Annotated in this window: 11 protein-coding genes; 8 read left to right on the forward strand and 3 right to left on the reverse strand. The window is 68.1% G+C overall.

Annotated features, from left to right (window positions below; genetic code table 11):
* Positions 1–6 precede the first annotated feature (6 nt).
* A complete protein-coding gene (locus ACZ5IQ_RS20705; RefSeq protein WP_135355331.1) occupies positions 7–243 on the reverse strand; it encodes a DUF3107 domain-containing protein in 237 nt (78 codons plus the stop codon).
* Positions 244–578: 335 nt separating this feature from the next.
* Here ACZ5IQ_RS20705 and ACZ5IQ_RS20710 point away from each other — a divergent pair, with 335 nt between their 5' ends.
* Entirely contained in the window at positions 579–1,517 is a 939-nt protein-coding gene (locus ACZ5IQ_RS20710; RefSeq protein WP_464480186.1) for a hypothetical protein, read from the forward strand.
* A 33-nt stretch (positions 1,518–1,550) separates the two neighbouring features.
* Here ACZ5IQ_RS20710 and ACZ5IQ_RS20715 read toward each other — a convergent pair whose 3' ends face one another.
* Positions 1,551–2,252 (reverse strand): ferritin-like fold-containing protein, encoded by a 702-nt coding sequence (locus ACZ5IQ_RS20715; RefSeq protein WP_135355333.1) that lies wholly within the window; start codon positions 2,250–2,252, stop codon positions 1,551–1,553.
* A gap of 336 nt (positions 2,253–2,588) precedes the next feature.
* On the opposite strand from ACZ5IQ_RS20715, the gene ACZ5IQ_RS20720 reads away from it, so the two are divergent.
* Both ACZ5IQ_RS20720 and ACZ5IQ_RS20725 read left to right on the forward strand, forming a co-directional pair.
* Positions 2,589–4,142, forward strand: coding sequence for a DEAD/DEAH box helicase (locus tag ACZ5IQ_RS20720; RefSeq protein WP_133426879.1), 1,554 nt, complete (start codon positions 2,589–2,591; stop codon positions 4,140–4,142).
* A gap of 20 nt (positions 4,143–4,162) precedes the next feature.
* The gene (locus ACZ5IQ_RS20725) at positions 4,163–5,377 is read left to right on the forward strand and encodes an Rv3212 family protein (RefSeq protein WP_464480187.1); all 1,215 of its coding nucleotides are present in this window, start codon (positions 4,163–4,165) and stop codon (positions 5,375–5,377) included.
* Positions 5,378–5,386: 9 nt separating this feature from the next.
* Here the strand turns inward: ACZ5IQ_RS20725 and ACZ5IQ_RS20730 are convergent, their stop codons facing one another.
* Positions 5,387–6,190 carry a ParA family protein gene (locus ACZ5IQ_RS20730; RefSeq protein ID WP_166428055.1) on the reverse strand — a complete coding sequence of 268 codons (804 nt, stop codon included), beginning with the start codon at positions 6,188–6,190 and terminating at the stop codon, positions 5,387–5,389.
* A 14-nt stretch (positions 6,191–6,204) separates the two neighbouring features.
* Between ACZ5IQ_RS20730 and ACZ5IQ_RS20735 the strand changes: the two genes are divergently transcribed.
* The 5 genes from ACZ5IQ_RS20735 to ACZ5IQ_RS20755 all read left to right on the forward strand — a co-directional run bounded on the left by ACZ5IQ_RS20735 (position 6,205) and on the right by ACZ5IQ_RS20755 (position 12,084).
* The gene (locus ACZ5IQ_RS20735) at positions 6,205–6,864 is read left to right on the forward strand and encodes an acid phosphatase (RefSeq protein ID WP_133426882.1); all 660 of its coding nucleotides are present in this window, start codon (positions 6,205–6,207) and stop codon (positions 6,862–6,864) included.
* 35 nt (positions 6,865–6,899) lie between these two features.
* The gene (locus ACZ5IQ_RS20740; RefSeq protein ID WP_166428064.1) at positions 6,900–7,946 is read left to right on the forward strand and encodes an isochorismate synthase; all 1,047 of its coding nucleotides are present in this window, start codon (positions 6,900–6,902) and stop codon (positions 7,944–7,946) included.
* The gene (locus ACZ5IQ_RS20745; RefSeq protein WP_060999103.1) at positions 7,943–8,434 is read left to right on the forward strand and encodes a GNAT family N-acetyltransferase; all 492 of its coding nucleotides are present in this window, start codon (positions 7,943–7,945) and stop codon (positions 8,432–8,434) included. The genes ACZ5IQ_RS20740 and ACZ5IQ_RS20745 overlap by 4 nt, the downstream gene beginning before the upstream one ends.
* Before the next feature lie 126 nt (positions 8,435–8,560).
* Complete coding sequence (locus ACZ5IQ_RS20750) at positions 8,561–10,687, forward strand: adenylate/guanylate cyclase domain-containing protein (RefSeq protein ID WP_464480188.1); 2,127 nt, start codon at positions 8,561–8,563, stop codon at positions 10,685–10,687.
* Positions 10,687–12,084 carry a mechanosensitive ion channel family protein gene (locus ACZ5IQ_RS20755; RefSeq protein WP_464481493.1) on the forward strand — a complete coding sequence of 466 codons (1,398 nt, stop codon included), beginning with the start codon at positions 10,687–10,689 and terminating at the stop codon, positions 12,082–12,084. Before ACZ5IQ_RS20750 ends, ACZ5IQ_RS20755 begins: the two co-directional genes overlap by 1 nt.
* Position 12,085 lies beyond the last annotated feature (1 nt).

Consider the following 12,085-nt stretch of genomic DNA (forward strand, 5'->3'; position numbering starts at 1 on the left):
GCGGTGTCAGTCCTTGCCGGTGACGCCGAAGCCGACACGGCGGACGTCGGCAGCGCCGATCTCGACGTAGGCGATCTTTGCGGTCTGCACCAGGAACCGGCGACCCTTCTCGTCGGTCAGTGCGAGCACGCCCGAATCCTGACCGAGCGCGTCGGTCACCAACTTCTCCACTTCCTCGGGAGTCTGCGCGCTGTTGAGGAACAGTTCGCGCGGGCTGTCGGTGACACCGATCTTGACCTCCACGCTGACCCCTTTCATTCGTTTTCAAGACTTCGGTCGAGCTGCTGTCGAACTCTCCTCAGGAGGCTAGTGGACGACGGCCGCCGCGGTGGCCGCGGGCCGTTCGCCGGTGGCGAACCGGTGCGAGTCCCGCCGGCGAGGTCACGACGTCGTCACAGTTGTCGACCCGGAATCACCGCCGGACGGCACCGCTTTTCGAGGTCGCGACGGGTCGTCGCGACGGGGTCGACCGAACCGAGTCCCGACCGTTATCAGGCGGCCAGCGAGCCGAGCTCATCCGTAACTTCTGCACCATTAGCATCGACGAGGTAAGTGATACTCGACCGGGGAAAGTCGCCATGAGCAGGACATATTCGCGATATTCAACACCGTCGGGGGCGTCCACCGGCAGCTACGGGGACACCCCGAGCTACGAGGGCTACGACCGCGGTTACAGCTACGGCTCCAGCACCGCGTACGGCAGTGGATACGGCAGCACGGAGTACAGCAGCGACCGCAGCCACTCGTACGGCTCGTACAGCTCGTACGGTTCGGCCACCGATCTGGCCGACCGACCGGCGCGCGAGTACACCAGCACCTACGGCGACACCGATCGGTTCACCGCGTCCGACGCGGGCTACACCGACGCGGACGCCGACGCGGCATACGACGACTACGACGACGAGATCTACGAGTACGACGAAGGCATCGACCGGCGCTGGGTGTGGGTGGCCGGCGTCGCCGGTGCCATCCTGCTCGTCGCCGTCATCTGCACCGTCGTGATTCTCGGCGGCGGCGACAGCGGGCCTGTCACCGCGCCGATCACGCCGCCCAGCACCAGCCAGTCGGCAACGCCGACCGCCTCGGCCGCGCCGTCGGCCGCTCCGCGCCCCCGGGTGACGGCGGCGCCGCCGACCGCGTCACTGGCACCAGAGACCGTCACGACCGTCACCCCGACCGCAGCGGCGCCCACACCGGCCGAGGCCGTCCCGCCGGCCGACGCCGCGGCGGTGCCGGCGGCACCACTGCCGAACACCATCACGTACCGCATCACGGGCAACAAGTCGCTCCTGGACCTCGTGACGGTGATCTACACCGACGGGCAGGGCGCGCTGCAGACGGACGTCAACGTGGCGCTGCCGTGGGCCAAGACGGTCACGCTGAACCCGGGCGTCACGCTGAGTTCGGTGACCGCGACCAGCGTCACCGGTCAGCTGAACTGCTCGATCAGCGACGGGTCCGGCCAGGCGGTCGCCATGCAGACCAACAACACGATGATCACCACCTGCACGAAGTAATCACCACGGCACCACAGAACCGGGTGTGTGAGCTCAGCCGAGGCCGAGTTCGCGCACCCGGTTCTTGTGTGTCTCCTGCAGGCGCTCGAAGAACTCGGTCATCTGGGTCAGGCCCTCGCCGCTGGACAGCACGAGATCGACGAGCTCGTCATGCTCGGCCATCACGAACTGCGCCTGGGTGATGGCCTCCCCCAGCAGCCGCCGCGACCACAACGCCAGCCGGTGCCGCTGCCGGTCGCTGGCGCTGACCGCGGCCCGCACCTCGGCCACCACGAACTGGGAGTGCCCGGTTTCCGACAGCACCGCGCGCACCACGTCGGCGGCCTCGGCGGGCAGCGAACCGGCGATCTCCAGGTAGAAATCCGCCGCGAGGGCGTCGCCGACGTACGTCTTGACGAGCGCTTCGAGCCACGTGCTCGGCGTGGTCAGCCGGTGGTAGTTCTCCAGTGCCGGAGCGTATTTCGTCATCGCCGGGACGACGTCGACGCCACGGCGCAGCAACGCGTCGCGCAATACGTCGAAATGCCCCATCTCGGCGGCGGCCATGCGCGCCAGGTTGATGCGGCCGGCCAGATTCGGCGCCATGCGCGCCTCCTCGGTCAGCCGGTAGAACGCGGCGACCTCGCCGTAGGCCAACAAGGCGAACAACTCGTTGACACCGGGATGATCGCCGGACACCGCCGGCTGCACCGGAGTTGCCGTCTGCTCGGGCCGCGCCTGGGACGTCGAAGGCATGGCCCCAACTGTAGACCGCGACTCGCGTCACAGCCGACCGGCGATGCGACCAGCTACAATGGTCTCGGCTGTAGCCAGTTCCGAGCAAGTTCCGGATCCGAGAAGGGTCCGGCGCGGGCAACGCGCAACCGGCCACGACCAAGGAAATGTGCGTGCACGTGTTGGCCCGCCTCCATCCGCGACCGACGCGGTAGGCGGTTCTCCAGCTCGCCGGAACATCCGGCTGAATCGGCAGAATCGCCCCGAGGGCCCAAGTGTTGATCGTCAGACTCGTGCGCGCGTGGACAAACAGCGAGCACTGACTCCGATGACACTGGAAGGCATCCACGCCACCTCATGACCGCATTGACTGCAAAGACAACCGAAGAAAAAACATTCGCTGACCTCGGCGTTCGGGACGAGATCGTCCAGGCGCTCGCCGAAGACGGCAAGGCCCACCCGTTCGCCATCCAGGAGCTGACCCTCCCGCTGGCGCTCGCCGGCGACGACCTGATCGGCCAGGCCCGCACCGGTATGGGCAAGACCCTGGCGTTCGGTGTGCCGCTGCTGCACCGCGTCGCCTCCGACGCCTCGCTGCCGCTGACCGGCACGCCCCGCGCGCTCGTCGTCGTCCCCACCCGCGAGCTCTGCATCCAGGTGTACGGCGACCTGAAGATGGCCAGCAAACACCTCAAGGCCGGCGAGAACGGGGAACGCAAACTCCGCGTCGAGGCCATCTACGGCGGCCGTCCGTACGAGCCGCAGATCGAGGCCCTACAGCAGGGCGTCGACGTCATCGTCGGCACCCCGGGCCGGCTCCTGGACCTGGCGCAGCAGGGTCACCTGCAGCTCGGTGGACTGAGCGTCCTGGTATTGGACGAGGCCGACGAGATGCTGGATCTGGGCTTCCTGCCCGACATCGAGCGCATCCTGCGGCTGACCCCGGATTCGCGGCAGGCCATGCTGTTCTCGGCGACCATGCCGGACCCGATCATCACGCTGGCACGCACCTTCATGAACCAGCCGACGCACATCCGGGCCGAGGCCCCGCACTCGGCGGCCACCCACGACTCGACCAAGCAGTACGTCTACCGCGCCCACGCGCTGGACAAGGTCGAGATGGTCAGCCGCATCCTGCAGGCCAACGGCCGTGGCGCCACCATGATCTTCACCCGCACCAAGCGCACGGCGCAGAAGGTGTCCGACGAGCTCGCCGAGCGCGGCTTCAAGGTCGGCGCCGTCCACGGTGACCTGGGCCAGATCGCCCGCGAGAAGGCGCTCAAGTCGTTCCGCAACGGCGAGATCGACGTGCTGGTCGCGACCGACGTCGCGGCCCGCGGCATCGACATCGACGACATCACGCACGTCATCAACTACCAGATCCCCGAGGACGAAATGTCCTACGTGCACCGCATCGGGCGGACCGGTCGTGCCGGCAAGACCGGTATCGCCGTCACGCTGGTGGACTGGGACGAGCTGACGCGCTGGACGCTCATCGACAAGGCCCTGAACCTGGACTGCCCGGACCCGGCCGAGACGTACTCGCGTTCGCCGCACCTGTACGAAGAGCTGGACATCCCCACCGATGTCACCGGCTCGATCGGTGCCTCGCGGGCCAAGCCCGCCAAGAAGTCGGCTTCTGACCCCGAGCTCAAGCGCGAGTCGAGCGCCGACAAGGACCGCCCGGCCCGCAGCCGCAGCCGGTCGCGCCGCCGTACCCGCGCCGGCGAAACGGCCACCGGTCATGTCGAGGCGTCCGGTGCCGCCGAGGGCGACGCCCCCGCCGAAGCCGGTGCGCCGACCGGCGACACGCCCGCCGAGTCGACCCATTCGGGTCGTCGCCGCCGGCGTCGTCGTCCGAGCAAGGCCGGCGCCGAGGCCGCGGCCGTCGCAGCACCTGCAGCCGAATAGCCGCAGGTCGTCGGCGCCCTATGGTCAAACCGGAACGACGTACCGCAGCTGATCTGATCGCCGCCGCGGCCATCGTGGTGGTGGTCGCGGTCGGCGCCGCGCTGATCTGGTGGAACAGCGACGCGCGGGCCACCGTCAGCCGGCCCGCCGAGCGTCCCATCCCGGCGTTGCATGCCGCGAAGACAGTCCCGACGACGCTGCGCGAGCTATGGACCGCAGCCAGCGGCAAGACCACCCAGCCGGCGGTCGTCGGCGGCGTCGTGGTGACCGGCGACGGCGACGAGATGCTGGGCCGGGACCCGGCCACCGGCAGCACCGTCTGGAGCTACTCCCGCGGCCGCGAACTGTGCGGCGTCACCACCGTGTACCAGTACGCGGTGGCGGTGTACCCCGACGACCGCGGCTGTGGGCAGGCCAGCGCGATCGACGCGAGCACCGGACGTCGCGGACCCGCCCGCAGCAGCCTGGCCGACGCCGAGGTGAAGCTGTCCACCGACGGGACGACGATCCTGTCGTACGGGGACAGCCGCCTCGAGCAGTGGCGCTCGGACCTGGTGCGCATGATCAGCTACGGCTACCTCGACGCCGTCGTGAAACCCGGTGTGCCGGCCTCTCCCCTGTGCCGGTTGACCTCCGCCGCGGCGAGCCCGGCGTCGGTGGCCGTCATGGAGGCCTGCCCCAAGCAGAACGACCTGCGGTTGACGCTGCTCAAGGCCGCCAAGGAAGAAGACCAGCCGGACGTCAAGCGGGTGGCGTTGCCCGGTGTGAGTGTGGACTCCGACGCCCAGGTGATCGCGGTGTCCGAGACCAAGGCGGCCATCTACGTGCCGACGCCGCAGCCGTGCGTGAACATCGTCGACGAAACCGGCAACACCATCGCCAGCACGCTGCTGCCGCATGCGCCGACACCGGTGACCGCGACGACCCGCGTCGGTGACGTCGTCACCTGGTACACCGGCGACTCGGTGCTGGTTTTCGACGCCACCGGGTTGCGCTACAAGTACACCGTCAGCGCGCAGGGTGGACAGGCGCCGATCGGCCCGGCGACCATGCTGGCCGGGCATCTGCTGGTTCCGGTGACCAGCGGCTACGACACGTTCGACGCCCAGAGCGGCGCCGGCCAGACGCACATCGCGCTGGCCAGGCAGCCCGTCAACACCGCGGTCATCCCGGCCCTGGCCGGTTCGGTGCTGCTGGAGCAGCGCGGCAGCCAGTTGGTGGCGTTGGGTCAGTGACCCGCGCCGTCACACCTCAGGGGTGAAGACGGGCAGCGCCTTGTTCTTCTTCCAGTGCTTCAGCAGCGACTGTGCCAGTTCGCGATAAGCGATGGCGCCCTTGTTCTTTCGGCCTGCGAGGACCGACGAACCCGAGGCACTGGCCTCGGCGAACCGCACCGTGCGCGGGATCGGCGGGGCGAGCACCACGAGGCTGTAGCGGTCGGCCACATCGAGCAGGACGTCGCGGCTGTGCGTGGTGCGGGCGTCGTACAGCGTGGGCAGCGCGCCCAGCAGGCGCAGGTCCGGGTTGGTGATCTGCTGCACGTCGGTGACGGTCCGCAGGAACTGGCCGACACCGCGGTGGGCCAGCGTCTCGCACTGCAGCGGCACGACGACGTCGTTGGCCGCGGTCAGGCCGTTGAGCGTCAGCACGCCCAGCGACGGCGGGCAGTCGATGATCACCACATCGAACTGGTCGGCGACCTTGGCCAGCGCGCGCTTGAGCGCGTACTCGCGACCGGCCCGCATCAGCAGCATCGCTTCGGCACCGGCCAGGTCGATGTTGGCCGGCAGCAGGGTCATACCCTCGGTGGTCGAGACCAGCGCGACGTCGGGCTCCACGTCACCGAGCAGCACCTCGTGCACCGAGACCGGCAGCTTGTCGGGGTCCTGGCCGAGAGAGAAGGTCAGGCAGCCCTGCGGATCGAGGTCGACGAGCAGAACGCGCTGCCCTTCCTCGGTCAGCGCTGCACCCAGCGACGCCACTGTCGTCGTTTTTGCGACCCCACCTTTTTGGTTGGCGACCGCAAGTACCCGTGTCACGGTGCCCATCCTGACACGCGGCCATGTGGCACCGCTCACCGTGGGGCAGAATCTCGGGCGTGAGTACCGCAGCCGATCTTTCCAAACACAGGCTGTTGCTGCTTCGCCACGGCCAGACCGAATGGTCGCGCAGTGGCCGGCACACCGGACGCACCGACCTCGAGCTGACCGAGGAAGGCCTGCAGCAGGCCCGCAGCGCCGCCTCGGCGCTGGCCGAGCTGAAGCTCGACGACCCCTTGGTGATCAGCAGCCCGCGGCGGCGCGCCGTGGTCACCGCCGAACTCGCCGGGCTGAACGTCGCCGAGACCACCGAACTGTTGGCCGAGTGGGACTACGGCGATTACGAAGGCCTGACGACGCCGCAGATTCGCGAGCAGGTGCCCGACTGGCTGGTGTGGACGCACGGCTGCCCCGGCGGCGAGAGTCTGGCCGATGTCAGCGCCCGCGCCGACCGGGCCGTCGCGCTGGCCCTGGAGCACATGGCGACGCGTGACGTGGTGTTCGTCGGGCACGGCCACTTCTCGCGGGCCGTGATGACCCGCTGGATGGAGCTCCCGATCACCGACGGCATCCGGATCTCGATGGCGGCGGCCTCGATCTCGGTGTGCGGCTTCGAGCACGGCGTGCGCCAGTTGGTCGCGCTCGGTCTCACCGGCCACCCCAACCCGTGCCTGCCCGAGTGACCCGGGTTTTCGTGCTGGCGGGTCCCGACGGGGTGATGCTGGCAGACGGCCCGGCCCGGGCGTTCCCCGATCTGGCCGACGCACGACGGGCGCTGGCGGCCGGCGAGGTGCCGATCCTGGTGGGCGCCTTGCCTTTTGATCTCGACTCCCCCGCCGCACTGATGGCGCCGGCCTCGGTCACCCATGCTGACGCGCTGCCGTTCACCGCCGACCGGCTGCCGGCGGTCCGGATCGCGGCCAGCCTGCCCTCGCCCGACGAACACCGGGCCCGGGTGGCCGCGGCGGTACGGGCCCTGCGCGATCCGGCGGCCGGCCTGCACAAGGTGGTGCTCGCCCGGGCGCTGGAGCTCGTCGCCGACGACGTCCTTGACCCGTACGTGGTGCTGAGCCGGCTCGCCGACGACCACAGCGCCACAGCGTTTTTCACCGATCTCAGCGCGGCCGGGGCGCCGTACTCCGGCACCGCGCTGCTCGGCGCGAGTCCCGAACTGCTCGTCGCCCGCCGCGGCGATGTGGTGACCTGCAAGCCGTTCGCCGGCTCGGCGCCGCGGTCCGCCGACCCCGAGACGGACGCCGCCAACGGCGCCGCGCTCGCGGCGTCGGCCAAGAATCGGCATGAGCACCAGCTGGTGGTCGACATCATGCGCGAGGCGCTCGAACCGCTGTGCAGCGAACTCGACATCGCCGCCGAGCCCCAGGTGAGCGCCACCACGGCCGTCTGGCATCTGAGCACCCCGATCGTGGGACGACTGCGCGAAACATCGACCACCGCACTGGATTTGGCCATCGCACTGCATCCGACGCCGGCGGTCGGCGGGGTCCCCACCCAAGCGGCGGCGCGGCTGATCCACGAACTCGAAGGCGACCGTGGGTTCTACGCCGGTGCGGTCGGCTGGTGTGACAGCGCCGGCGACGGCCGGTGGGTGGTGTCGATCCGGTGCGGGCAGCTGTCGGCCGACCGGCTGTCCATCGACGCCCGCGCCGGCGGCGGTATCGTCGCCGAATCCGATCCCGATGACGAAGTCACCGAGACCACAACAAAATTCAGGACGATGCTGACCGCGTTGGGAGTACCCGTATGACCGTGACCATCCGCCCGGTGCAGCCCGGCGACGAAGTCGAGATCACCGCGATGATCCACGAACTGGCCGCATTCGAGAAGGCCGCCGACCAGTGCACCGTGACCGAAGCGCAGATTCGGACCGCGCTGTTCGGTGGCGCCGAATCGGGTCAGGCCGCCGTCTCGGGTCATTTTGTCGAGGTCGACGGCCGGCCGGCCGCGTTCGCACTGTGGTTCCTGAACTTCTCGACGTGGGACGGCGTCTCCGGCATCTACCTCGAAGACCTGTTCGTGCGTCCCGACTTCCGGCGCCGCGGCCTGGCCCGCAAGCTCCTGTCGACACTGGCGCAGGAATGCGTGGAGCGCGGTTACACGCGGCTGCAGTGGGCGGTGCTGAACTGGAACGTGAATGCCATCGCCCTGTACGACGAGGTCGGCGGGAAACCGCAGACCGAGTGGACCACCTACCGGGTGTCCGGACCGGAGTTGACGGCTCTGGCCGAGGGCTGATCCGGCCACCGCTGACGTTCCTCGCAAATTTCTTCCCCAATTCCCTTCTGCACGTGGGCCTCAGCTGCCACCATCGGTGGTGATCCGCGGCCCGACCGATGAGGCCGGGCCGGGGAAGGGACGGCAATGCGATTCCAGCGTCGCCAACTGCTGTCCAGGGTGAGCATCCAGTCGAAGCTCGTGGTGATGCTGGTGCTGTGCACCATCGTCGCGGCGACCGTCGTGGGTGTCATCGGGTTCCGGGCCGGTCGCGCCTCACTGCGCGACTCGGTCCTGAACCGGCTCACCGAACTTCGGCAATCGCAGTCGCGCGAATTGAAGGACCAGCTGTCGGATCTGAAGAACTCGATGATCATCTATGCGCGCGGCGCGCACACCCAGGGTGCTCTGGCGGAGTTCACCGCCGGATTCGACGCGCTGGCGGACAAACCCATCAGTCCGGCGCAGTCGCAGTCGATCACGGACTACTACACCAACACCTTTCTCAAAGAGGTCGAGCAGTCCAGCGGCGCCAAACTGAATGTCGATCAGCTCCTCCCGAGGGACAACGCCCAGCGCTACCTGCAGGCGAACTACACCGCCGTACGGAAGGACGACGACACGGCGGTCAAGGTCGACGACGCACATGACGGCAGCACCTGGTCCGCGGCGAACGCCCGCTATCAGGACTTCTTCCGCCAGATCGTCACCCGGTTCGAATTCCAGGACGCGCTCCTGCTCGACAACCGCGGCAACGTGGTCTACACCGCGTACAAGGACGTCGACCTGGGCACCAACATCCTGACCGGGCCCTACAGCGGCTCCAAACTCCGTGGCGCATACGAGAAAGCGATGTCCGCCAACGCAGTCGACTACGTCGGCATCACCGATTTCGAGGTGTACCAGCCGGCGGAGAACGTGCCGACCGCGTGGATGATCACGCCGATCGTCACCGCCGGGCGCGCGATGGGCGCGCTCGCCCTGCAGTTCCCGGTCACCAAGATCAACCGGCTCATGACGTTCGACCAGCGCTGGAAGGAATCCGGCCTGGGCAATACCGGCGAAGTCTTCCTGGTCGGCCCCGACGACCTGATGCGCTCGGATTCCCGGATGTTCCTGCAGGATCGGCAGACCTACAAGAACGACGTCGTCGCGGCCGGCACCCCGGCCGACGTCGCCGACCGCGCCATCCAGTTGGGCGGCACCACCCTGGTGCAACCGGTGCCACCGACCACCAACAAGCAGGCCCTGCGGGGTGAGTCCGGAACCCGGCTGGCCACCGACTATCTGGGCCACGAGGTGCTGCTGGCCTACGCCCCCATCACGATTCCCGATGCCGAGCTGCACTGGACCATCATCGGCAAGATCGACACCGCGGAGGCGTTCCAGCGGGAGACCGCATTCACCAGGACCATCGTGTTGACGACGGTCGGCATCATCTTCGTCGTGTGCATCGCCGCGATGTTCCTGGCTCAGCTCTTCGTTCGCCCCATCCGGCGACTGGAGGCCGGCGCGCAACGGATCAGCGCCGGCGACTACAACATCAACGTGCCCGTCGAGACACGCGACGAGATCGGCGAGCTGACAGAGGCTTTCAACGAGATGAGCCGGAGCCTGACGGTCAAGGAGGAGCTGCTCGTCGCGCAGCGCAAGGAGAACGCCAAGCTCTTGACGCTGTTGATGCCCGAACCGGTCGTCGAGCGCTACCAGCAGGGCGAGGAGATCGTCCCAGAGGAGCACCAGAACGTCACGGTGATCTTCACCGAGGTCATCGGGCTGGATCGACTGCAGGCCCAGTTGACGTCAGAGGGATCGCTCGCCGTCGTCACCGAGCTCGAACGCCAATTCGACGCGGCCGCAGACAGTCTCGGCATCGAACGCGTCCGCGCGATCCGGAACGGCTACCTGGGCAGCTGCGGCCTCAACACCCCGAGGCTCGACAACGTCCGGCGGACCGTCGACTTCGCCCTGGAATGCCAGCGCATCATCGACCGGTTCAACAGCGAGACGGGTAACCACCTGGGCCTGCGTGCCGGCATCGACACCGGCACCGTCAGCAGTGGCCTCGGCGGCGAGTACTCCGTGGTCTACGACATGTGGGGCGCTGCGGTCAACGTCGCCTACCAGGTCAAGAGCGGTTCACCGCAACCCGGAATCGACGTCACCGACCGGGTTTATCAGGCGCTGCAGGCCACCATGACGTTCACGTCGGTCGGCACCATGTCCGTCGACGGGCAGGACGAGCCGATCTGGCGACTGGTGGTGCCGGAATGATCGCTGACGTGTTCACCTCGGCCTGGTTCTACTGGGCCGTGGGCATCGCGATCGGGCTGCCGATCGGGCTCGTCGTGCTCACCGAATGGCAGCACGCGCTGCGCCGCAGGCACAGCTTCCTGGTGCGGCCGGTGACCGTGCTGCGCAATTACCTGCTGCCCCTGGGCGCACTGCTGCTGCTGTTGACCGAGGCCCGGCAGGTACCGGCCGCAGCCACCTCGGTCCGCACCGTCGCAACGCTTTTCGCATTCGTCGTGCTGATCCTGCTGCTGTCCGGCGTCAACGCCACCCTGTTCCAGGGGGCGCCCGCGGGGACCTGGCGCAAGCGCGTCCCGACGATCTTCGTCGACGTCGCCCGGTTCGTCCTCATCGCGGTCGGCCTGGCGGTGATCTTCTCCTACATCTGGGGAGCGAACGTCCGCGGCCTGTTCACCGCACTGGGTATCACCTCGATCGTCATCGGCCTGACACTGCAGAATTCAGTGGGCCAGATCATCTCGGGCCTGTTGATGTTGTTCGAGCAGCCGTTTCAGATCGGCGACTGGCTGGACACGGCCGCCGCACGCGGCCGGGTGGTCGAAGTCAATTGGCGTGCCGTGCATCTGGAGACCGGAGCCGGAACCCAGATCACCCCGAACTCGGTGCTGGCGGGGGCGTCGTTCACCAACCTGAGCCGGCCGGCCGACGCGCACTCGATCACGGTGACGACGATCTTCTCCCTCGACGATCCGCCGAACCAGGTGTGCGCGTTGCTCACTCGCCTGGCGGCGGACCTGCCGATGCGGCGCCCTGACGGCACCGTGTCGGCAACCCCCGCAGGCGGGCTCGAATATCAGACCACCATCCCACTGCACTCCCCCGCCGACGACGGAGAGACGAAAAAGCTTTTCCTGCAATGGGTCTGGTATGCATCACGGCGGGCCGGTCTGCACCTGGACGAAGCCGATGACGAATTCTCCACAACCGAACGGCTGGCCGAGGCCGTCGCCGAAGTCGTCGCGCCGACCCTGCGGCTCAGTGCCGACCAACAACGCGAACTGCTGGGCGCGGCGAATCTGGAACGCTACGGCATCGGCGAACTGGTCCAGCGCGTCGGAGAGGTGCCCGACCGCATGACGTTCATCCTCTCCGGACGTGTTCAGCTGACTGCCGGCGGTGACGATGGAGCCGAGACCCTGATCGGAATCCTCGAGAACGGCAGCTATCTGGGTCAGAGCACATTGACCCGGCAGCCGGTCATCGGCAATGCCCACGCCCTCGACGAAGTCACCGTGGTGCACGTCGAACGCGACCACATCGAGACCGTGGTGCAGCGAAATCCGGTGCTGCTACAGGAATTCGGCCGGATCATCGACGACCGCCGGGCCCACGCCCGGCGTCTGCTGAGTGCCGACTGAA

The organism is Mycobacterium toneyamaense, from assembly GCF_055384815.1.